At 71.7% G+C, this 21,830-nt stretch carries 21 protein-coding genes; 14 read left to right on the top strand and 7 right to left on the bottom strand.

Annotation, left to right across the window (positions count from 1 at the left end):
* Window positions 1-221: 221 nt before the first annotated feature.
* Entirely contained in the window at window positions 222-398 is a 177-nt protein-coding gene (locus ABZ484_RS23140) for a hypothetical protein (protein ID WP_358867808.1), read from the top strand.
* Between the two features lie 167 nt (window positions 399-565).
* Here ABZ484_RS23140 and ABZ484_RS23135 read toward each other — a convergent pair whose 3' ends face one another.
* Window positions 566-1,012, bottom strand: coding sequence for a hypothetical protein (locus ABZ484_RS23135; RefSeq protein ID WP_358867807.1), 447 nt, complete (start codon window positions 1,010-1,012; stop codon window positions 566-568).
* A 170-nt stretch (window positions 1,013-1,182) separates the two neighbouring features.
* Entirely contained in the window at window positions 1,183-2,394 is a 1,212-nt protein-coding gene (locus ABZ484_RS23130; RefSeq protein WP_358867806.1) for a pyridoxal phosphate-dependent aminotransferase, read from the bottom strand.
* Between the two features lie 125 nt (window positions 2,395-2,519).
* Here ABZ484_RS23130 and ABZ484_RS23125 point away from each other — a divergent pair, with 125 nt between their 5' ends.
* Together ABZ484_RS23125 and ABZ484_RS23120 are read left to right on the top strand one after the other, a co-directional pair.
* Entirely contained in the window at window positions 2,520-3,347 is an 828-nt protein-coding gene (locus tag ABZ484_RS23125) for a hypothetical protein (protein WP_358867805.1), read from the top strand.
* Window positions 3,348-3,588: 241 nt separating this feature from the next.
* Window positions 3,589-4,461: a serine protease gene (locus tag ABZ484_RS23120; RefSeq protein WP_358867804.1), complete on the top strand. Its 873-nt coding sequence runs from the start codon at window positions 3,589-3,591 to the stop codon at window positions 4,459-4,461.
* Between the two features lie 38 nt (window positions 4,462-4,499).
* On the opposite strand, the gene ABZ484_RS23115 is transcribed toward ABZ484_RS23120, so the two are convergent.
* Window positions 4,500-6,149 carry a D-aminoacylase gene (locus ABZ484_RS23115; RefSeq protein ID WP_358867803.1) on the bottom strand — a complete coding sequence of 550 codons (1,650 nt, stop codon included), beginning with the start codon at window positions 6,147-6,149 and terminating at the stop codon, window positions 4,500-4,502.
* Between the two features lie 98 nt (window positions 6,150-6,247).
* On the bottom strand, window positions 6,248-7,528 hold the full coding sequence (locus ABZ484_RS23110; protein ID WP_358867802.1) for an amino acid deaminase: 1,281 nt from the start codon (window positions 7,526-7,528) through the stop codon (window positions 6,248-6,250).
* A gap of 149 nt (window positions 7,529-7,677) precedes the next feature.
* On the opposite strand from ABZ484_RS23110, the gene ABZ484_RS23105 reads away from it, so the two are divergent.
* From ABZ484_RS23105 to ABZ484_RS23085, 5 genes are all read left to right on the top strand, one after another.
* Window positions 7,678-8,748 carry a sugar kinase gene (locus ABZ484_RS23105; RefSeq protein ID WP_358867801.1) on the top strand — a complete coding sequence of 357 codons (1,071 nt, stop codon included), beginning with the start codon at window positions 7,678-7,680 and terminating at the stop codon, window positions 8,746-8,748.
* A complete protein-coding gene (locus ABZ484_RS23100; protein WP_358867800.1) occupies window positions 8,745-9,530 on the top strand; it encodes an IclR family transcriptional regulator in 786 nt (261 codons plus the stop codon). The genes ABZ484_RS23105 and ABZ484_RS23100 overlap by 4 nt, the downstream gene beginning before the upstream one ends.
* The gene (locus tag ABZ484_RS23095) at window positions 9,527-9,937 is read left to right on the top strand and encodes a RidA family protein (RefSeq protein ID WP_358867799.1); all 411 of its coding nucleotides are present in this window, start codon (window positions 9,527-9,529) and stop codon (window positions 9,935-9,937) included. The genes ABZ484_RS23100 and ABZ484_RS23095 overlap by 4 nt, the downstream gene beginning before the upstream one ends.
* A 126-nt stretch (window positions 9,938-10,063) precedes the next feature.
* Entirely contained in the window at window positions 10,064-11,539 is a 1,476-nt protein-coding gene (locus ABZ484_RS23090; RefSeq protein ID WP_358867798.1) for a gluconate:H+ symporter, read from the top strand.
* A 104-nt stretch (window positions 11,540-11,643) separates the two neighbouring features.
* Complete coding sequence (locus tag ABZ484_RS23085; RefSeq protein WP_358867797.1) at window positions 11,644-12,375, top strand: hypothetical protein; 732 nt, start codon at window positions 11,644-11,646, stop codon at window positions 12,373-12,375.
* On the opposite strand, the gene ABZ484_RS23080 is transcribed toward ABZ484_RS23085, so the two are convergent.
* From ABZ484_RS23080 to ABZ484_RS23070, 3 genes are all read right to left on the bottom strand, one after another.
* Window positions 12,362-13,672, bottom strand: coding sequence for a hypothetical protein (locus tag ABZ484_RS23080; RefSeq protein ID WP_358867796.1), 1,311 nt, complete (start codon window positions 13,670-13,672; stop codon window positions 12,362-12,364). The genes ABZ484_RS23085 and ABZ484_RS23080 overlap by 14 nt on opposite strands.
* Window positions 13,673-13,727: 55 nt before the next feature.
* Window positions 13,728-14,252, bottom strand: coding sequence for a SigE family RNA polymerase sigma factor (locus ABZ484_RS23075; protein WP_358867813.1), 525 nt, complete (start codon window positions 14,250-14,252; stop codon window positions 13,728-13,730).
* 141 nt (window positions 14,253-14,393) lie between these two features.
* The gene (locus ABZ484_RS23070) at window positions 14,394-16,100 is read right to left on the bottom strand and encodes a glycoside hydrolase family 18 protein (RefSeq protein ID WP_358867795.1); all 1,707 of its coding nucleotides are present in this window, start codon (window positions 16,098-16,100) and stop codon (window positions 14,394-14,396) included.
* A gap of 490 nt (window positions 16,101-16,590) precedes the next feature.
* On the opposite strand from ABZ484_RS23070, the gene ABZ484_RS23065 reads away from it, so the two are divergent.
* The 6 genes from ABZ484_RS23065 (at window position 16,591) to ABZ484_RS23040 (ending at window position 21,813) form a co-directional block, all read left to right on the top strand.
* On the top strand, window positions 16,591-17,421 hold the full coding sequence (locus ABZ484_RS23065) for a hypothetical protein (RefSeq protein ID WP_358867812.1): 831 nt from the start codon (window positions 16,591-16,593) through the stop codon (window positions 17,419-17,421).
* Between the two features lie 233 nt (window positions 17,422-17,654).
* Complete coding sequence (gene cpaB, locus ABZ484_RS23060; RefSeq protein ID WP_358867794.1) at window positions 17,655-18,362, top strand: Flp pilus assembly protein CpaB; 708 nt, start codon at window positions 17,655-17,657, stop codon at window positions 18,360-18,362.
* A gap of 13 nt (window positions 18,363-18,375) precedes the next feature.
* Window positions 18,376-19,632: an AAA family ATPase gene (locus tag ABZ484_RS23055; RefSeq protein WP_358867793.1), complete on the top strand. Its 1,257-nt coding sequence runs from the start codon at window positions 18,376-18,378 to the stop codon at window positions 19,630-19,632.
* A 131-nt stretch (window positions 19,633-19,763) separates the two neighbouring features.
* Window positions 19,764-20,075: a pilus assembly protein gene (locus tag ABZ484_RS23050; protein WP_358867811.1), complete on the top strand. Its 312-nt coding sequence runs from the start codon at window positions 19,764-19,766 to the stop codon at window positions 20,073-20,075.
* Window position 20,076: 1 nt separating this feature from the next.
* Window positions 20,077-20,451: a TadE/TadG family type IV pilus assembly protein gene (locus ABZ484_RS23045; protein WP_358867792.1), complete on the top strand. Its 375-nt coding sequence runs from the start codon at window positions 20,077-20,079 to the stop codon at window positions 20,449-20,451.
* Window positions 20,452-20,475: 24 nt separating this feature from the next.
* A complete protein-coding gene (locus ABZ484_RS23040) occupies window positions 20,476-21,813 on the top strand; it encodes a CpaF family protein (RefSeq protein WP_358867791.1) in 1,338 nt (445 codons plus the stop codon).
* The last annotated feature ends 17 nt before the right edge of the window (window positions 21,814-21,830 follow it).

Here is a 21,830-nt window from a genome sequence, read left to right as displayed (position 1 = left end):
CCCGCAGGGCCAGGTAGGCGTGCCGGGCCTCCGTGTCGCCCGCCGGGAGGTCGGCCTCCGCTGCGTAGGACGCGCACAACGGCGTGCGCGTCCGGCCCCTTCTGTGTGCCAGGAGGGCCGGCGGGTCGCCCGCGGCCGTACGGCGGGGCCCTCGCCGTCGTATGGCCGGGTCAGCTCAGGGGTACCCGGGAGTCACCCCGGTGAAGGAGCGTGATCAGGACATGGCTGGAGATGGTGACTTCTACAAGCACGACCGCCCGGAGACGTCGGACCTGGAAGAGGACCGTCCGCGGGGCGGCGGCCCCGAGGAGCCGCAGGGCCGCGGCAACTGGCCGGTCTGGATGATCGTGCTCGCGATCCTCGTGGCGTTCATCGTTTTCGTGGTGATCTTCGGCTGACGCGAACTCGGCATGCTGCCCGCCGCAGCTCACCCGGAACCCGGAGGACCGGAAGGCCGGAGGGCCGGACCGGAGGACACCCCGGCCCACGGTCTACGACGATCGTCGGCACGGTGTCATGGCGCCCGGTCCGCGCGTCGCTGCGGGTGCACGCGGACCGGGGCCGTTCATGAGGCGGCGCCACTCAGCTCCTGGCGTTCTCCCCGCTCGGCGGCGGCCGCGTGCGCGTCCATCCGCTCGGCCGCCAGGATGGCCGCCGCCGTGTCCGCCCGCGAGGCGGCGACGACGAGGGCGCGGCCGGCGAGCGCGTGCGCCCTGTGGTGCAGCGCCGCCACCTCGTCCGGGCCCTGGCCGACGGCATCGGCGGTCACCGACGCGCGGACCGGGGCTCGGCCCGCGCGCAGCCGGGCCACCTGGCCGGCGAGGCGCTCGGCCGCCGTGTCCAGGTCGGCGGAGGAGGTCAGGGCGCGCAGCTCGTCCGTGGTGGCGAGCAGGGCCGCGAGATGACCCGCGAGCTGGATGTCCAGCTCCTCCTCCCGGGACCGATGGGGGAAGTCGGAGGTGGTGCCGGCCATCGTGCTGTGGACCGACTTGGTGCGGATCGGTTCGTACATGGTGGATGGCCTCCTGTGCTCTGACAGAAGGCATCCTAGCTTAGAATCCGTCTAAAGTTGAGTCGGTTCGCACAGCCGGGTCGTCAGGGCACCGTACGGGAAGGCACACGGCGACCGGGGCCGGCCGCGGCCGAGGCGTCGGCTGTGGCCCGCAGGCGGCCCGGCCCGGCTCAGGGCTGGCCGTAACCGTCCAGGAAGCTGCCGATCCGGCCGACCGCGTCGCGCAGGTCGCCGACCGAGGGCAGGGTGACGACCCGGAAGTGGTCCGGCTCGGGCCAGTTGAAGCCCGTGCCCTGGACGACCATGATCTTCTCGCGGCGCAGCAGGTCCAGGACCATCCGGCGGTCGTCCCTGATCTTGAAGACCTTGGGGTCCAGGCGCGGGAAGAGGTACAGCGCCCCCTTGGGGCGTACGCAGGTCACGCCCGGGATCTGGGTGAGCAGGTCGTAGGCGACGTCCAGCTGCTCCTTGAGCCGCCCGCCCGGCAGGACCAGGTCCTTGATGGACTGGCGGCCGCTGAGCGCGGCGACCACGCCGTGCTGTCCCGGCATGTTCGCGCACAGGCGCATGTTGGCCAGGATCGTCAGGCCCTCGATGTAGGAGTCGGCGTGCGCGCGCGGGCCGGAGATCGACATCCAGCCGACCCGGTAACCGGCCACCCGGTACGCCTTGGACATGCCGTTGAACGTCAGCGTCAGCAGGTCGGGAGCGATCGCGGCGGTCGGGGTGTGGGTGGCGCCGTCGTAGAGGATCTTGTCGTAGATCTCGTCGGAGCACACCAGCAGGTTGTGCCGGCGGGCGATGTCCGTCAGGCCCTTGAGCACCGACGGGTCGTAGACCGCGCCCGTGGGGTTGTTCGGGTTGATGACGACGATCGCCTTGGTGCGGTCGGTGACCTTGCGCTCCACGTCGGCGAGGTCGGGCATCCAGTCGGACTGCTCGTCGCAGCGGTAGTGGACGGCGGTGCCGCCGGACAGCGAGACGGCGGCCGTCCACAGCGGGTAGTCCGGCGCCGGTACGAGCACCTCGTCGCCGTCGTCCAGCAGACCCTGCATCGCCATCACGATCAGCTCGGAGACGCCGTTGCCGATGAACACGTGCTCGACGTCGGTCTCGATGCCGAGGGTCTGGTTGTGCATGACGACCGCGCGGCGGGCGGCCAGCAGTCCCTTGGCGTCACCGTAGCCGTGGGCCGTGGAGACGTTGCGGAGGATGTCCTCCAGGATCTCCGGCGGGCACTCGAAGCCGAACGCGGCCGGATTGCCGGTGTTGAGCTTGAGGATGCGGTGGCCCGCCGCCTCAAGCCGCATGGCCTCCTCGAGAACCGGGCCCCGGATCTCGTAACAGACATTGGCGAGCTTGGTCGACTGGATCACCTGCATGTCTGGGAGCTTACGGCTTGGTAACGCCCCATGGCTCGTGTCATCCGCCACGCGAGACGGCCGGAACGGACGATTACCGGCGGTAGCTGTCCCATCAGCCCCTCGGGTACCTAGGATTTCAAGCCATGTCCATGCCTCCCCAGACTCCTGGTGTCCCCCGCTCGGGTGACGGACCCCAGGGGCCGCCGAACGTGTACCACCCGCATGCCGCGCCGACCCCGGCGTACGAGGAGTACGCCGACCCGGCGGCCGCCCACGGGTGGCAGACCGCGTACGACGAGACACGGGAGATGCCCCCGGTGCCGGCGGACCCGCCCCCGGCCGAGGCACGGCCGGCCGAGGCGCGGCACGAGGGCGCGGAACAGTACGGCGCGGCGGTACCGTACGGCGCCGCGGAGCCGTATCCCGGTGAGGAACCGGACAGCGATGCCGAGCCGCACGGCGTCACGGAGGCGGGTGGCGTCACGGCGCCGGGCGGCGGACGCCGTGCGCGGCGGGCGGAGCGGCGGCGTGGCGCCCGGCGCTCGCGGCGCGCGGTGATCGCCGCCGGGGCCGTGGGGGCCGTGTCCCTCGCCGTGATCGCCGGTTTCACGGCGCTGAACTCGTCGGGGAGCGGATCCCGGGGCGACCGGGAGCACGGGGAGTCGACGGCGGACACCGGCACGGCCGCGAGCGACACCCCGTCCGCGGGGTCCCCGGAGGCCCCGGCGTCGGCCGGCGCCCCCGGTGCCTCCGCCTCGGACAACGGTCGTACGTCCCCGGCCGCCACGTCGAGCGCGGACGCCACCGCCTCGCAGAGCGCGCCGGGCTCCCGGACGACGAGCGCGGCGCCCTCCCAGCCGGGTTCCACCTCCACCACGTCGGCCACCGCCCCCACGCCCACCCCCACGTCCAGCGCACCGGGTTCCGCCGGCCGCGGTCGCGGGGGTCACGGCGGCGGTCGCTGGCACTAGCGCCGGCCCGGCGTTCGACGGCTCGGCGCCTCCTGACGGCCCGTTGCCTGACGGTTCGTCGCCTGACGGCCCGCCTCCTGACGGCTCGTCGTCTGGCGACTCGCCTCCTGGCCACTTGCCGCCTGTCGGCTTCGGCCGGACGGCTTCTTGTGGCGGCCCCCTCGCGCTATCACAATGCGCATGACAAGACAGGCGACCGGAAGATCTCCGGCCGTCCGCGTCTGAAAGAGGGGACCCCCACATGAACAAGCCTCTCCTCGCCACGCTCGCGACCCTGGTGATCACCGGGGCGGGCATGGCACCCGCGGTCGCCGCCACGCAGACCGGCGGTACGGCGCCCGCGACCGCGACGAAGACGGTCGGCGCGGCGCCCGCGCTCAAGGCCGTCGACTTCGCCGGCACCGTCGCGCTCAGCAACTGCTCCGGCTCCCTGATCCGCTTCCCGGGCTCCGCGGACAGCGACCCGGCGCTCGTGCTCACCAACGGCCACTGCCTGGAGACCGGCTTCCCGGAGCCCGGCGAGGTCATCGTCGGCCAGTCCTCCAGCCGCTCCTTCGGCCTGCTCAACTCGGCCGGCACCCGGGTCGCGACGCTCCGCGCCGCCAAGGTCGCCTACTCGACCATGACCGACACGGACGTCACGATCTACCAACTCACCCGCACCTACGCGCAGATCCGCGGCTCGTACGGCATCTCCGCGCTGACCCTGAGCGACACCCACCCGGTGGCGGGCACGGCCATCAAGGTCGTCTCCGGCTACTGGAAGCGCGTCTACAGCTGCTCCGTCGACGGCTTCGTCTACCGCCTGAAGGAGGGCGACTGGACCTGGAAGGACTCCGTCCGCTACACCTCCGCCTGCGACACCATCGGCGGTACGTCGGGCTCGCCCGTCGTCGACACCGCCACCGGCAAGGTCGTCGCCGTCAACAACACCGGCAACGAGGACGGCGAGCGCTGCACCGTGAACAACCCGTGCGAGGTCGACGAGAGCGGCAACGTCACCGTCCGGCAGGGCATCAACTACGCCGAGGAGACGTACCAGATACCGGCCTGCTTCACCACCGGCAACAGGCTCGACCTGAACGCGAGCGGCTGCGTCCTGCCCAAGCCGTAAGCCGGCACGAGGGCCGTACCGCGCGCCACGGCGGGCGGTCACGCCGGAGTACGGCGTACCGCCCGCCCCGCCAGCACGTCCGTGCGCCGCCCGTCCTCGATCACGAACCGGCCGTCGATCAGGACGTACGGGATTCCCGTCGGCAGCGCGCGGGGCTGTTCGAAGGTGGAGCCCGGCGCGACCGTGGCCGGGTCGAAGAGGACCAGGTCGGCCCGGTGGCCCTCGCGGACGATCCCCCGGTCCGGCAGCCGGAGCCGGGCCGCCGGACGACCGGTGAGGTGCGCGACGCACTCCTCCAGCGACAGCACGCCCAACTCCCGTACGTACCGGCCGAGATACTGCGGGAAGGTGCCGTAGGCGCGCGGATGCGGCTTGGTGCCCTGGAGGATGCCGTCGGAGCCGCCGGTGTGGACGCGGTGGCGCATGATCGTACGGACGTTCTCCTCGTGGCCGACGTGCTGGAGGATCGTCGTGCCGAGCCGGTCGTCGGTCAGGAGGCGGCGGGCGACCGTCCAGGGGCTCTCGCCGCGGCGGTCCGCCGAGGCCTGGACGGTGTGGCCGACGTACTCCGCGAGCGCGGGCGCCGTCACCCCGGAGATCTCGATCGTCTCCCACTCCACCGGCACACCGTGGCAGCCGTCGGAGCCGGTGACCTCCAGATGGTGGCGGATCCGCTCGGCGGTGGCCTCGTCGGCGAGCCGCTCGAGGATGCGTTCCGGGCCGCCCTCGCTCGACCAGCTCGGCAGCAGGGCGACCAGGGTGGTGCAGCCCGGGGTGTAGGGATAGGTGTCGAGGGTGATGTCGGCGCCGGCGGCGAGCGCTTCGTCCAGCAGCGTCAGCAGCTCGGGGGCCCGGCCCTTGTTCGGGCCGAAGTTCATGGTGGCGTGGGCCAGGTGCAGCGGGCAGCCCGCCTCGCGGGTGAGGGACACCATCTCCTCGTAGGCCTCGAGCGCCCCGGCGCCGTAACTGCGGTGGTGCGGGCAGTAGTAGCCGCCGTGCGCCGCCACCACCCGGCACAGTTCGGTCAGTTCGGCGTCCTTCGCGTACATGCCGGGCGTGTAGGTGAGCCCGGAGGACATGCCGACCGCGCCCTGTTCCATGCCCTCGGCGACCAGCTGCCGCATCCGGTCCAGCTCCTCGGGCGTGGCCTCGCGGTCCTCCCAGCCCACGGCGAGCGCGCGGACCGTGCCCTGCGGGACCAGATAGGCCGCGTTGACGGCGATGCCCTCGCCGTCGAAGCCGTGGTCGAGGCGGTCCAGGTACTCGCCCACCGAGCGCCAGCCGAAGTCGATGTCGTCGCCGTACCCGTTCCAGCCGGTGATCGCCCGGCGCACCTCCTGAAGGGTGCGGTCGTCGACCGGCGCGTACGACAGCCCGTCCTGCCCGATCACCTCCAGGGTGACGCCCTGCGCGGCCTTGGCGCTGTGGTCGGGGTCGCGCAGCAGGGCGAGGTCGCTGTGGGCGTGCATGTCGATGAAGCCGGGGGACAGGACCAGGCCCTCCGCGTCGAGCTCCCGGCGCGCCCGGGGCCGCTGGCAGCCGGCCGCCGCGGCCTCCTTGACGATCGACACGATCCGGCCGTCCTTGATCGCCACGTCGGCGCGGTAGGAGGGCGCGCCGGTGCCGTCGACGACGTCCGCGTCACGGATGACGAGATCGGTGAGATCGGCGAGCTCGACCGGATCCATGGGGGTCTCCTCCTGGGGGCTTGTGGTTTCTGGTCTCTGGCTTCTGGCTTCTGGTCCTGAAGGGGCTTCTGGAAGAACGCCTCCGGCTTCTGTGGCTGCTAGAAGAACGTACGGATGTAGTCGACGACCGTGCCGTCCGCCTCCGCGACCGGGATCAGCTGCCACTTGTCGAAGGACGTGCACGGGTGCGACAGGCCCATGCCGATCCAGTCGCCGACCTCGAGGCCGGCCTCCGGTGTGGTGCGCAGCCAGGCGTGCTGGTCGGACAGCCCGGTGACGGTGACGCCGGTGGCCGGGCGTTCGCCGCCGCCCTCGCCGGCCCGGCGCACCACCTGGGCGAAGGGCAGGTCGAGGTCGTAGGCGGCGTCCCGCTTGCCGGCGTTGGCGAACGCCTGCTCGGCGGTGGGACGCGAGACGACCTGCGCCCACAGGCGGAAGGCGGGCTCCAGGGCGCCCTCCGCGGGGACGCGGTTGAAGGGGGTGATCTTCCGGTAGTGGCCGTCGTCGTGCGAGACGTAGGCGCCCGAGCGCAGCAGCTTGAGCACCGGCAGCGACAGTTCGGGGATCTCGGCGAACACGTCGGCCACCGCGTCGAACCAGGCGCTTCCGCCTGCGCTCACCACGATCTCGTCGGTCCCGGTGAACCGCCCGGCCTTGTCGAAGTCCACGGCGAGCGCGACGAGTCGGCGCAGCCACGCGTGCACCCGCTCGGGGTCCGCCTGCGGGACCTCGCCCTCGTACCCGGCGACCCCCACCAGCCGCAGGGTTCCGGTGGCCGCCACCGCGTCGGCGACGGCCGCGCACTCCGTCTCCGTACGGATCCCGGTGCGCGCCCCCTCGCCCGCGCCGAGCTCGACGACCACGTCGACCGGACGCGCGGCGCCGGCCTCGCGCAGCGCCGTGTCCATCAGTTCGACGCCGCGCACGGAGTCGACGTAGCAGACGAAGCGGAAGGACGGGTCGGCGGTCAGTTCGGCGGCGATCCAGCGCAGGGCGGCCGGGTCCACCAGCTCGTTGGCCAGGAAGACCCGCTCGACGCCGAACGCCCGTGCGACGCGCACCTGATGCGGCACGGCTAGCGTGATGCCCCACGCTCCGTGCTCGATCTGCCGGTGGAAGAGCTGGGGCGCCATGGAGGTCTTGCCGTGCGGCGCGAAGGCGAGGCCGTGGCGGGCCGCGTACGTCTCCATCAGCTTCAGGTTGTGCTCCAGGCGCTCGGCGGACAGCGCGAGCACGGGCGTGGCGAAGCCGTCGGTGAAGAGGTTGCGGCGCTGGGCGGCCAGCTCGCCGACGGTCAGCCCGTCCGCGTCCGGCGGGAGCCCCTTGAACCGGTGGTCGACGCGTTCCTCGGTCAGACGGGCGAGCGCCTCACTCTTCATGGAACCTCCTGATCAGGTGTGTTGCATATTTTGCAATGCCCATTGCATGCATCGCTTACTGCTGTCTAACATCCTGGCCACGCGAGGTCAACGAACGGAAGTCCCGCGACCCGTCACCGCACTCACCTGACCGAGGAGCCACGAGCATCGTGACCGTCACCGGACCCTGCAACAGCCCCGACGTCGTGGACGTCGTCGCGCTCGGCGAGTCCATGGTCACGTTCCTGCCCACCCGCCCCGGCCGCCTCGCCGACGTACCCGCCTTCGAACGGGCCATCGGCGGCGCCGAGTCCAACGTGGCCTGCACGCTCGCCGCCGCCGGGCACTCCGCGCGCTGGGTCGGCCGGGTCGGCGCGGACGGCTTCGGCGACCACCTGGTGGAGACGATCGGCTCCTACGGCGTCGACGTCTCGGCCGTACGGCGCGATCCCGCCCGCCCGACCGGCATCTACTTCCGCACCGCCGGGGACCGCGCCACCGACGCCCACGAGGTCGCCTACTACCGGGCCGGTTCGGCCGCCTCCGCGATGGCCGTCGGCACCGTCGACGAGGCCGCGCTGCGCGCGTGCCGCGTGCTGCACCTGTCGGGCATCACGGCGGCGCTCTCCGACGACTGCCTCGAGCTGATGCGCGAGCTGACGGCGCCCCGCCCCGGACGCCCGCTGGTCTCCTTCGACGTCAACTTCCGGCCCGGACTGTGGCGCGACGCCGACGGGCCGGGGGTGCTGCTGGAGCTGGCGCGCCGCGCCGACCTGGTGTTCGTCGGCGACGACGAGGCCCGCCAGGCCTGGGGCCTGCACGGCGGCCGGGCGATCCGGGAGGCACTGCCCGAGCCGGACACCGTCGTCGTCAAGTACGGCCCCGGCGGAGCCGTCGCGTTCGACAGCGACACCGACGGCCTGGAGGACGGCGACGGCCACGCGACGTTCGTCCCGGCCCCCGAGGTCGACGTCGTCGCCCACGTCGGCGCCGGGGACGCCTTCGCCGCCGGCTTCCTGTCCGCCACTCTGCGCGGGCTGCCCGTACGCGACCGGCTGCGCCACGGCCACCTCATGGCCGCCGCCGCGCTCACCGTCCCCGGAGACCTCGCCGCTCCCCCCGCCCGCGACCACGCCGACCGGCTGACCGCCCTCGACGAGGGTGCGTGGGGGACACTTCGACTCGGCCCCGGCTGGACGAGCACCGCCCAGGGGGCCGACGAGGAGGTACGTACGCCATGAGCCAGACCGTCGACCGAGCGCTGAGCATCCTGCCGCTGCTCGCCGAGGGGCCCGCCGACCTCGGACAGGTCGCCGACCGCCTCGGCGTCCACAAGTCCACCGCCCTGCGGCTGCTGCGCACCCTCCACGAGCACGGCCTGGTCTACCGGCAGTCCGACCAGCGCTACCGCCTCGGCGCCCGCCTCTTCGCCCTCGCCCAGGAGGCGATGGAGAACCTCGACATCCGCGAGATCGCCCACCCGCACCTGACCCGGCTGAACGAGAGCTGCGGACACACCGTCCACCTCGCCGTGTACGAGGAGGGCGAGGTGCTCTACATCGACAAGGTCGAGAGCCGCTACCCGGTGCGCATGTACTCGCGGATCGGCAAGCCGGTCGCCATCACGGTCGCCGCCGTGGCCAAGCTGCTGCTGGCCGACCTGCCCGAGGCCGAGCGCCGCACCGTCGCGGAGAGGCTCGACTACCCCCTCTACACGGCCCGTTCGACACCCAACGCCGCCGCCTTCCTCAAGGAGCTGGCGACGGTGCGCGAACAGGGCTGGGCCACCGACCTCGGCGGCCACGAGGAGTCCATCAACTGCGTCGCCGCCCCCGTCCGGGGCGCCGACGGCCGGGTGGTCGCCGCGATGTCGGTCTCCGCGCCGAACGTCGTCGTCACCGCCGACGAACTCCTCACCCTGCTCCCGCTGGTGCGCCGCACCGCGGACGCCATCAGCGGCGAGTACTCCGGGAGAACCCCCGTGACCAGCCCCGCAAGCACCCCAGACAGGGACACCGTATGACCGAGAAGACCGCGCTCACCCCCAAGACCCACACCACCCCGCCCGCGAAGTTCTCCCACGGTGTGAAGAAGGGCAACATCCTCCAGGTCGCCGGACAGGTCGGCTTCCTGCCCGCCGAGGAGGGCAAGGCCCCCACGCCCGCCGGCCCCACCCTGCGCGAGCAGACCCTCCAGACCCTCGCCAACGTCAAGGCGATCCTCGAAGAGGGCGGCGCGAGCTGGGACGACGTGATGATGATCCGCGTCTATCTGACGGACGTGGACCACTTCGCCGAGATGAACGGCATCTACAACGCCTACTTCGAGGAGCAGGGCCTCACCCAGCCGCCCGCCGCGCGCACCACGGTCTACGTCGGCCTGCCCGCGGGACTCCTCATCGAGATCGACGCGCTCGCCGTACTCGGCTGACGCCGCTCTCACCCCCCTCACCCCCCCTCAGCACCTCCTGCACGGCACGGCGCCCACCAGCCCTCGGGCGCCGTGCCGCGATCCGTCCTGCTCGAAAGCCGTATGTACTTACCCAGAGGACCCCCTATGTCCCATCCGCTCGCCGCCCCCGCTCCCGCCGCGCCACCCCACACCGGAGGCCTGCTCCTCCTCGTCGACGGCACCACCGGACTCCTGCTGGTCGCCGCCCTCGGCATAGCCCTGCTGCTGTTCCTGATCATCAAGACGAGACTCCAGCCGTTCGTGGCGCTGCTCGCCGTCTCGATAGCCGTGGGCCTGCTCGCCGGCCTGTCCGTCACCGAACTCTTCGGCACCGTCCAGCGCTCCGACGCCGTCTCCACCATCGAGTCCGGCATGGGCGGCATCCTCGGCCATGTCGCCGTCATCATCGGCCTCGGCACGATGCTCGGCGCGATCCTGGAGGTCAGTGGCGGCGCCGAGGTGCTGGCGAGCAGGCTGCTGAACCTCTTCGGCGAGCGGCGGGCACCCCTCGCCATGGGCCTGACCGGTCTGATCTTCGGCATCCCGGTCTTCTTCGACGTGGGCATCTTCGTGCTCGCGCCCCTCGTCTACGCCGCCGCCAAGCGCAGCGGCAAGTCGATCCTGCTGTACTGCCTGCCGTTGCTCGCGGGCCTGTCCATGACGCACGCCTTCCTGCCCCCGCACCCGGGCCCGGTGGCCGCGGCCGGCCTGCTCCACGTGCAGCTCGGCTGGATCATCCTCATGGGCATCGTCTGCGGCATCCCGGCGGTGCTGGCCGCCTGGGCGTACTCCGCGTGGATCGGCAGGCGGATCTTCGTCGAGGTGCCGCAGGACATGGTCGACGCGGCGGACGAGGCCAAGCGGGCGGTCCTGGAGGAGCAGCGCCGCTCGGGCGTACGGCCCCAGGAGCAGCCGGTGGCCCTCGCGACGGTTCTCGGCATCATCGGCACGCCCCTGGTGCTGATCCTCGCGGCCACCTTCTCCTCGGTCGCGCTGGACCCGTCCACGGGCCGGTCGGTGATCGAGTTCTTCGGCCACCCGTTCGTGGCGCTGACGATCGCGCTGCTGCTGGCGTACTACCTGCTGGGCATCCGCCGGGGCTGGTCCCGCAAGTCGCTGGAGACGGTGTCCACGGCGTCCCTGAAGCCGGTCGGCAACATCCTGCTGGTGGTCGGCGCGGGCGGCGTCTTCGGCGCCGTCCTGAAGGCGAGCGGGGTCGCGCAGGCCCTGTCGGACACCTTCAACGGCGTGGGCCTGCCGGTGATCGTCCTCTCCTACCTGATCTCGCTGGTGCTGCGGGTGGCGCAGGGCTCGGCGACGGTGGCGATCGTGACCACGGCGGGCATCGTGGCCCCGCTGCTGGCCGAGGGACACCACTCGCAGGCCTTCGTCGCCCTGGTCATCATGGCGATCTCGGCCGGCTCGATCTTCGCCTCGCACGTCAACGACGGCGGCTTCTGGATGGTGGCGAAGTACTTCGGCATCAGCGAACGGGACACGCTGAAGACATGGACGGTGCTGGAGAGCGTGCTGTCGGTCGCGGGCTTCGCGGTGGCCGCCGTGCTGAGCCTGTTCGTGTGAGCGTGTTCGTGTGAGCGTGTGTCAGGTGGTGCCGTTGTAGGCATCCGATAACGAAGTAGGGGCTGGCTGTGCCGGGCACAGGATCGTCGACCATACTGCCCGCTGTGGAGCAGCGCATAGGTTCGAGCAGCCAGCCCCTGAAGAACGAGCCCGTGACGGGCGCCGGATTCGACCCGGCGTTCATCCCCGGCCTCACGACTCCGGCGACCAAGGAGCCGGACGACGCGAAGCCGGAGGACGCCGAGCCGGACGACGCGAAGCAGGAACCGGACGACGCGAGGCCGGAGCGGACCGAGGCCGCCGCCGCGGAAGGGCCCGAGAAGCCCGCGGCGGAAGGGGCCGAGGAGCCCGCCGCGGTGGAAGGGACCGAGGAGCCCGCCGCCGCGGACGACGAGGTCCCCGACGGCCCCGTCTTCGAGGCCGCCGACCGCCGCGCCCGGATCGTCGCCGACCACCGGGGCGTACGCCTCGGCCTGGACGACCAGGAGTGCGAGTTCCGCTGGGACGAGATCGGCGCCGTGGAGACGGCCACGCCCCGCTTCGGCAAGCGGTTCACGATCACCGTGCACACGCCCGAGCGCCGCTGGTACCCCATCGAGATCGAGGCACCCTCCAGGTCCCGCTTCGGCGAGTGGGAGAGCCGGCTGGACGCGGTCCTGGACGCCTACTTCGACGACGGCGCGGCAGACGACCAGGACGGCGCGACGGACGAATCCGGCGCGGCGGAGGACGACCGCGCCTCCGGAGAGGCGGAGCAGGACCGCGCCTCCGGAGAGGCGGAGCAGGACCGTCCCTCCGGCGCGACGGACGAGGACACGGCGATCAGCCGATCTTGAGCCACTTCGGGTCGGTGGCGATCGCCTCCAGCTGGTTCATGGTCAGGGCCGGGGCCTGACGGGTCGCCGGGGTGTTCTGCGCGCCGGAGTTGAAGGCGCTGATGACCACACGGCGGCCGTCGGGCCGGATGGTGTCCACGGTCCACATGACGATCCCGGCGATGCCCTTCTCGCCCTCCTGCTTGCGCCGGACGACCTTGGTCCCGTCGGGCAGGGTCCTGCTCCCGGCCCCGAAGAGCTCGCCCTCGACGTCCCGCATGTCCGGCTGGACGTTGATCTGCACCAGGCTCTTGCCCCGGCCGTCGTCGACGACGACGTACCCGAACTCGTAGTCGTCCGACCGGCTCCGGGAGACCACCTTCAGCCCGTGCGGCACCAGCCGGGCGAGCGTCGCCGGGACCGAGCCGTGGTGGGCCGTCGTCGCGCTGGGCGCGGCGGTCATCCGGGGATCGACGGGGATGGCGCCCGCTGCGGCACGCCACTCGGGCGCGGTGACCAGCTTCTTCAACTGCTCGGCGGACAGCGGCGGCTGGGCGCGGGTGACCGGCGAGGCCTTCTCGGCGGCGGCGTTCCACTCCTGGACGCTGACGTGCGCGCCCGTCGGCGTCACGAGTTCGGCGCGCCACAGTTTCGTTCCGCTGCGCTTGTTCGGGTACTCGTAGCCCTTGAGGATCATCAGGGCGGAACCGTCGGACAGCTTGGTGGTGGCGCAGCTGTCGTAGGCGATGTACACCGGTTCCGGGCACTCGGTGGTCTCGGCGGCCTCCTGGCTGCGGGGCTGGACCAGGCCCAAAGAGACGGCGACGGCGGCCTTGCCGTGGCCGTCGTCGTACACGCCCTGGGCGAAGGGGCTCTTGTAGGGCCCGTGCCCGTTCGTCTCGTCGGTGCCGCTCCCCGTCGTGTCGCTGAACTTTCCCTCCGGCAGCAGCTTTTCGAGGGTGCGGACGAGCTGGGCCCCGGAGACGCCGGAGACGCCGGAGGCCTGGGAGCCGGCGGACGCGGACGCGGCGGAGTCCGCCCGCCCCGGGGACTGGCCTCCGGCCACGGACCGCTGCCGGCCGTCGCCCCCCTGCCCGCCGGGCAGGACCAGGGCGGCGCCCACCCCGATGAGCGCGACCGCGGTCACACCGCCCGCGACGGCGGCCCGTCGTCGGGCCCGCAGCCGCCGCCCGCGCGCCTGACCGCCGGCGGCCAGCTCCTGCCGGTCGGTCGCGAACGTGGTGCCGGTGTCGCGCAGGGCGTCGGCGAACCGTTCCTCGAAGGGGTCGTGGTGTTCGTCGTGGTGTTCAGCAGGCATGGCGAACCGCCGTTTCTGGGACGTTGGTCGATGATGCGTGTGCCGGAGGAGCGGGTCAGGGCCGGGCGTACTCGCCGAGGGCGTCGCCGAGGAGCAGACGCAGCCGGGCGAGCGCGCGGACGCAGCGCGTCCGTACGGCGGCCGAGCTGGTGTTCATCGCGGAGGCCGTCTCCTCGATGCTGCGGTCCTCCCAGTAGCGCAGGACGACCACCGCCCGGTCCTTGGCGGACAGCCGTCCGAGCGCCTCCAGCAGCGTCAGGCGCAGCGGAGCGTCACCGCCCGCGTCCGGCCCCGGGACATCGGGGAGCACCTCGGTGGCGCGCTCCCGGTGGCTGCTGTGGCGACGCCTGTGGGCGAGGAAGGTCCGGGTGAGGACGGTCTGGGCGTACCCGGCCGGATTGCCCACCCGGGAGATCCGGCCCCAGCGGACGTACACCCGCCCGAGGGTCTCCTGGACGAGGTCCTCGGCGAGATGGGTGTCCCCACCCGTGAGCAGACAGGCGGACCGGTAGAGATGCCCGGCACGCGCCGCGGCGAACTCCGGATACCCGTCGTACCCCTCTCCCCGCCCCAGCCCCATGCGTCCCCGCTTCCCGCTCGTCTCCAGCACTCTCACCTCTTTGATGCGCCGGACCCCCCGGAATGTTTCATCCGCCCGAGAACGCGGGCGACGCCCGAACCCTGGTGGGTCCGGGCGTCGCGTCGGGTCGGGCGGGAGAGGTTACGGAAGCGCGTGGACGTGTGCGCCGACCGAGTTGGACCAGGCGTTGCCGGCCGCCGCGTCCCAGTTGGTGGACCAGGTCATGGCGCCGCGCAGGTCGGGGTAGGTCTTCGACGGCTTGAAGGTGCCGCAGTTGGTGAGCTTGGTCAGGCAGTCGAGGGCGTTGTTGACGGTCGTGGGCGAGACGTAGCCGCCGCCGGCGCCGCTGGGGGAGGCGGGGAGGCCGAGGCCGACCTGGGACGGGGCGAGGCCGCCTTCCAGCTGGATGCAGGCCAGGGCGGTCAGGAAGTCCACCGAGCCCTGCGAGTACACCTTGCCGTCACAGCCCAGCATCGCGCCGCTGTTGTAGTACTGGGTGTTGACGACCGTCAGGATGTCCTTGATGTTCAGGGCCGTCTTGAAGTAGCTGCCCGAGGTCGACTGCATGTCGATCGTCTGCGGCGCCATGGTGATGATCAGGTTGGGCCCGGCCTTCGCGGACAGAGCGCGCAGCGCCTGCGTCATGTACGTCGGGTTCAGGCCGTTCTCCAGGTCGATGTCGACGCCGTCGAAGCCGTACGTCTGCATCAGGGAGTAGACCGAGTTGGCGAAGTTCGTGGCCGATGTCGAGTCGCTGACCGACACCGTGCCCTTCTCACCGCCCACCGAGACGATGACCTTCTTGCCGGCCGCCTGCTTGGCCTTGATGTCCGCCTTGAACTGGTCGACGGTGTAGCCGCCCAGGCCCGCGGAGTCGAGGTTGAAGGTCACCGCGCCGGGCGTGGTCGTGGCGTCGGCGAAGGCGACCGCGATGATGTCGTAGGCGGAGGGGACGTCGGAGATCTTCTGGACGGTCGCGCCGTTGTTGAAGTTCTGCCAGTAGCCCGTGACCGCGTGCTTGGGCAGGCCGGTGACCGGGCCGGGGCCGGGGTCCCCGCTGCCCGCCGTGGTGGCCGTCACCGTCGCCGACTTCGCCGACTCGCCCGCCGCGTTGGTCGCCGTGACCTGGAAGGAGTACGACGTCGAGGCCGTCAGGCCGGTCACGGTCGCCGAGGTGCCCGTCACCGAGGAGACCTTCGTGCCGTTGCGGTAGACGTTGTAGCCGGTCGCGTTCGAGACCGTGCTCCAGGACAGGGACACCGAGGACGAGGTCGTCCCCGTCGCCGTCAGGCCGCTCGGGGCCGCCGGAACGGTCGGGGCCGGGTCACCGCCGCCGCCCCCGTCCGGGCCGAACACCGAGACGTCGTCGGCGTAGTAGGCGGCCGTGCCGTACCAGCCGTGCAGGTAGATCGTCACCGACGTGGTGGAGGAGCCGGTGGTGAAGGTGGTCTGGAGCTGCTTCCAGGTCGGGGTGTCGGGCGTCCAGGTCGAGACGTCCGTGGTGCCCGTGCCGGTGGCGCCCAGGTAGGCGTACCCGCCCTGCACCCACGCGCTCAGCGTGTACGTCGAGTTGGGCTTGACCGCGACCGTCTGGGTGCACTGGGCGTTGTCCAGCGCCGCCGGGGTGGCCTTCAGCGCGGCCGTGCCGCTGTGCACCGGGGAGGAGACGGTCGTACCGCTGCCGGCCGAGCACGTCCAGTTGCCCAGGCCCGACTCGAATCCGGCGTTCTTGGCGTTGTTGACGTCGGCCGCCGACGCCTGGCCGGTGCCCGCGAGGGAGAGGGCGACGGCCGCGGTCACGGCTCCGGACCAGATGCGCAGCGGCCGGAGCCGTCTGCTCGTGGGCATGCCTGGTACGCGGTCCACTGAGGCCTCCGGGGAAGGGAGAGGTGGGATGGGAGGGGAGGGAGGTGCGGGGAAGTGCGAGGAGGTGCGGGGAAGTGCAGGGAAGTGCGGGGTGACGGTGGCCACCGCTAGCCGTACAAGTTGGTCCAGACCAATTGCATTGTCAAGAGGTCCAGACCAACTTCCCCGGTCCTGTCCCTGTTTGACACTTCCTCGACCGATGCGCTCGGCCCAGGGTCAATGGGCGGCCGCCGGGCCCACGCTTTCGGGCCGTTCCCGATGCTCAAGCTGCCCCGTTTTGCCGTGACTTGTGCAACAGCAGTTGTCACCCAGCTACGGATTCGCTGTTCTCCGGTCACAGAGGCGTGGATACAGTGCTGAGGTAGTCACGCAGTGAAGTCAACTGGGTGCACTGGAGGAACACGACGGTGCGCCGACAGGCGTCAAACGGGGAGCTGGCGTGTCAACTGCGATCGCTGTCACCGGCGCCGACATGGCGCTGCCCGCGCAGGACGAGCGCACCGTGCCCGCGGTCGTCCTCCAGGACCTGGACCGGCAGCCGCTGGAACAGACGCTGGACGGCATGCGGGCCCTGCTCGACCAGCACGGGCACGTGGTCGTCGTCTGCTCGCCGGCCGTCCCCGACGGGGTCCGGCGCCGGCTGCACACCGTCCGCTCGCTGCTGGAGAGCGACCGTATCGCCTTGTTCCGCCCGGAACTTCCCCCGCTCGGAATCGCCGTCCTCGCCCGCCAGTTGAGGCAGCTGGCCTCCTGCGACCTCGGCCCCGGCGTCCTCGCCTCGGCGGGCCGCCTGCTCACCCACTACGTCCACTGCGGCGCCGTACTCAACTCCGTCACCCGCCTGGACCGCGTCCCCGTAGGGCTCAAGGCCCATGCCAAGTCCTGGGTGCCGGGCAGCCAGTTCGGCGTGATCGCCCACCCGGAGCCGCAACTGGTGCGGATCGGGCCGGAAGCCGTCCTCGCCGGGCCGGACTTCGCCACCTGGATGCTGGTCGCCAGGGGTCAGCTCCAGTCCGACTGGGTCACCACCACTCTCGCCCCGGCCTGGCGCGTGCTCGGGCTGCGCGAGGCCGCGCTCCCGGCCGAGTCCGCCGCCTGGTGGGGGACGGGAAGGCTGGTCGAGTTCTGCACCTACCTGCCCGAGCTGTCCGTGCTGTACCAGCTGGTCACCTCGGTGCGCCAGAGCGTGTGCCACTGGTGCGGCATCGACGTCATCGGGGACCGCTGCGTCTTCTGCTCCGCCACACCGCCGGGTCCCGACAGACCTGTCCAGCACAGTCACGCATCCCTGGGCGAGCCGTGAGCCGTGCGCCGTGCGCCGTCGGCCGTGGGCCGCCCGCGCGGGTGAGCCGCACCGCCGGCGTCACCGCCACGGCCACCGTCCCGCCCACCGCCGGCCTCGATCGCCCCCGCCGAGCGCCACCGCCATCCGACTTCGCCGACCGCCACAGCCATCCGACTTCGCCGACCGCCACCGTCACCGCCCCCACCATCAGACCCCGCTCGTCCGAGATCCCCGATGAGGTTGCACGGTCCATGAACTCCCGTCAGCGCCGCGGCGTGATACTCCTGCTCCTGTCCGTCGTCTGCGCCATCGGCGCGTTCGCCGGCGTGCTCTCCGTGATCAGCGACGTCAAGTCCAAGGTCGGCCCCGAGGTCACCGCGTACCAGCTCAAGAGCGATGTGAAGCCGTACACGCCGCTGAACGCGAGCCAGTTCGAGAAGATCAGGATGCCCAAGCGGTGGCTGTCGCCCAACGCGGTCACCGACCTCGCCCGGATCCGGGGCAAGATCGCGGTCACCACGCTCCGGCACGGCTCGCTGCTCCAGAGCGACATGATCGTGGACCAGCCCGCCCTCCAGCCGGGGCAGCAGGAGGTCGCCATCATGATCGACGCGGCGACCGGCGTGGCCGGCAAGATCACACCGGGCTCCACGGTCAACGTGTACGCCACCTTCCCCGGACAGCGTGAGGGCGACCCCGCCCAGTCCAAGATCATCGTGACCGGCGCCAAGGTGCTCGACGTGGGCGAGATCACCGCGCTGGACCCGAACGCCGACAACAAGAACCAGCAGTCCACCGAGACCGTCCCCATCACCTTCGCGCTCTCCACGATCGACGCCCAGCGCATCACCTACGCCGAGTCCTTCGCCCAGCGGGTCAGGCTCGCGCTGGTCGCGCCCGGCAGCGACACCAGCGTCCCGGCCAAGGACCGGACCTACGAACTCGCGAACGACAAGTGAGAGGCCCGCACGCATGCCCACCAGGATCCTCCCGGCAGTCGGCGACGCGGACGCGGTCCGGTCCCTCACGACACTGCTCAGCCAGCTCCCCGACGCGGAGCCGGTGACCCCTGTCGCCGACTCCACCCAGCTCGTGGACACCCTCGCGCGCCTGGCCGCGGAGTCCATCGACGAGCTGCCCGAGGTCGTGGTGGTGCACGAGCGGATCGGCCCGGTGCCGGCCCTGGAGCTGATCCGCGAGGTCGCCCTGCGCTTCCCGGCGGTCGGCGTCATCCTCGTCACCTCCGACGCGAGCCCCGGCCTGTTCTCGGCCGCCATGGACTCGGGGGCACGGGGCCTCGTGGCCCTCCCCCTGAGCTACGAGGAGCTGGTCAGCCGGGTGCAGGCGGTGGCCCAGTGGTCGGTGGGCGTACGGCGCCATCTCGGGCACGGCGGCGACGTGTTCACCGGGACCGGCGGGCGCGCGGTCACGGTGAGCGGCGCCAAGGGCGGCGTGGGGGCCACGGTCGCGGCCATCCAACTGGCCCTGGCCGCACAGGCCTCCGGGCACAGCACCGCCCTGGTCGACATGGACCTCCAGGCCGGTGACATCGCCTCCTACCTGGACGTCCAGTTCCGCCGCTCGGTCGTGGACCTGGCCGCCATCACCGACATCTCCCCGCGGGTCCTGGCCGACGCCGTCTTCCGCCACGACACCGGCATGGCCCTGCTGCTCGCCCCCGGCGAGGGCGAACGCGGCGAGGAGGTCACCGACCGCGCGGCCCGACAGATCGTCAGCGCCCTGCGCTCCCGCTACGAGGTCGTCGTCCTGGACTGCGGCGCCCAGCTGAGCGGCGCCGGCGCGGCCGCCGTGGAGATGGCCGACACCGCCCTGCTGGTCACCACCCCCGACGTGGTCGCGGTGCGCGGCGCCAAACGGACGGTACGGATGTGGGACCGGCTCCAGATCCGCAAGGCCGAGGAGACGGTGATCGTCGTCAACCGCCACACTCGCGGTACGGAGATCCAGCCGCCGCTCATCCAGAAGATCACCGGCACGGCGGTGGCGGGCACGGCGATCCCCGCGAACTTCAAGGAACTCCAGGGCGCGGTCGACGCCGGCCGCATCCACGAGCTGGACAACAGGAGCACGGTCAAGCAGGCCCTGTGGGGCCTCGCGGGCGAACTCGGGATCGTCAAGGCGCCTGAGGGGGACCGGCGGGCCGGCGGCCGGCTGAAGGGCGACCGAGGGTCGGTGAGTTTCCGGCGGCGCAGAGGGGTGGGGGGATGAGGGGACGTGCGGTCGCCGTGAGACGGCGGTTACGGCTGCGACCACGACCAGGGCTGCGGCCACGACTACGGCTGCGACTACGGGTGCGGCTCCGCTCGGACAGCGGGCAGGTCGCCATCGAGTTCCTCGGCATGGCGCCGACCATCATCATCACGTTGGTGCTGCTGTGGCAGTGCGTGCTGCTGGGGTACACGTACACGCTCGCGGGGAATGCTGCGGACGAGGCGGTGCGGGCTGCGGCGGTGGGGGAGTCATGTCAGCAGGCGGGCGAGAAGGATCTGCCGGGCGCGTGGCAGGGCGCCGAGATCGACTGCGGCGGGTCCGGGACCGGATACGTCACAGCCGACGTCAAGCTGAAGGTCCCCGTCCTCCTGCCCGGCCTGATCGGCTTCCCGATCCCGGTGCACGCCCACGCCGGTGCCGTGAAGGAGGTGCCGAACTGACATGCCGTACGCCCGCAGACGCCGACGCAGGCACAGCGATCGCGGCCAAGTCGCCATCGAGTACCTCGGATTCATCCCGATCCTGATGCTGGTCGCCGTGGCGGTCATCCAGATCGGGCTCGTCGCCTACGCCGCCCTGCAGGCGGGGACGGCGGCGCGGGCAGGGGCACGTGCGGCCTCGCTCGGAAGAAGTGCCCAGCAGGGCTGCCAGGAGGCGGTGTCCGACGCGCTCAGCGGCCGTACGACATGTGCCGAGGCCCCGGGCGGCGACACCGTCACCGTCACCGCCACCGTCCGCATCCCGTCGATCATCCCGGCCTGGGACGACGCCTTCGGCACAGTCAGCAAGAAGGCCACCATGCCGCTCGACCACTGACCGAGGACGAGGAGCCCTGGAACCATGAGCCTCCGCGCACGCATCAACTCCCCCGAGGAGCACGCCGGCCGGGGCGAGGACGGTCATCTCGTCGCCTCCTACCGGGCGAAGCTGCTGGAGGAGATCGATCTCGCGGAGATGAGTTCGCTGGCCGCCGCCGAGCGGCGGATGCGGCTGGAGCGGGTGCTCGGGCACATCATCAGCCGGGAGGGCCCGGTCCTGTCGACCGTGGAGCGCTCGCAGCTGATCCGCCGGGTGGTCGACGAGGCGCTGGGCCTCGGCATCCTCGAACCGCTCCTGGAGGACGCCTCCATCACGGAGATCATGGTCAACGGCCCGGACGCGATCTTCGTCGAGCGCGGTGGCCGGGTCGAACAGCTCCCGATCCGCTTCGCCTCCACCGACCAGCTGATGCAGACGATCGAGCGGATCGTCTCCACGGTCAACCGGCGCGTGGACGAGTCGACCCCGATGGTCGACGCCCGGCTGCCGTCCGGCGAGCGTGTCAACGTGATCATCCCACCGCTGTCGCTCACCGGCCCCACCCTCACCATCCGCCGCTTCCCGCGCTCCTTCACCCTCCAGGAGCTGATCGGCTTCGGCTCGCTCGACGAGCACATGCTGTTCCTGCTGGCCGGGCTGGTGCAGGCGAAGTTCAACATCATCGTCTCCGGCGCCACCGGCACCGGAAAGACGACCCTGCTCAACGCCCTGTCCGGGCTGATCCCCGGAGGCGAGCGCATCATCACCATCGAGGACTCCGCCGAACTCCAGCTCCAGCAGCAGCATGTGATCCGGCTGGAGTCCCGCCCGCCCAACGTCGAGGGGCGGGGCCAGATCACCATTCGCGATCTGGTGCGCAACTCGCTGCGCATGCGCCCCGACCGCATCGTCGTCGGCGAGGTCCGCGGCGGCGAGTCGCTGGACATGCTCCAGGCGATGTCGACCGGCCACGACGGCTCCCTCGCCACCGTGCACGCCAACAGCGCCGAGGACGCGCTGATGCGATTGCAGACGCTGGCCTCCATGTCCGACGTGGAGGTGCCCTTCGTCGCCCTGCACGACCAGATCAACAGCGCCGTCGACGTGATCGTCCAGCTCACCCGCTTCGCCGACGGCGCCCGCCGGGTCACCGAGATCGCCGTACTCGACAGCCACGGCGGCGAGCCGTACCGGCTGGCGACCGTGGCCCGCTTCGCCGCCCAGCCCATGACGGCCGACGGCCGGATCCACGGCGCCTTCGAGCACCACCCGCTACCCCGCCGCACCGCCGACCGGCTCTACATGGCGGGCCAGCCCATCCCCCAGGCCTTCGGCGTCGCCCAGTCCGCAGACCAGTTGGCCACCCGAGAAGCCAGGTAGGCAGGTAGGAAGCGTCC

Origin of the sequence: Streptomyces sp. NPDC006393 (assembly GCF_040628575.1) — a bacterium.
Lineage (GTDB): Bacteria > Actinomycetota > Actinomycetes > Streptomycetales > Streptomycetaceae > Streptomyces.
This window is presented reverse-complemented; position numbering and strand designations above follow the sequence as displayed.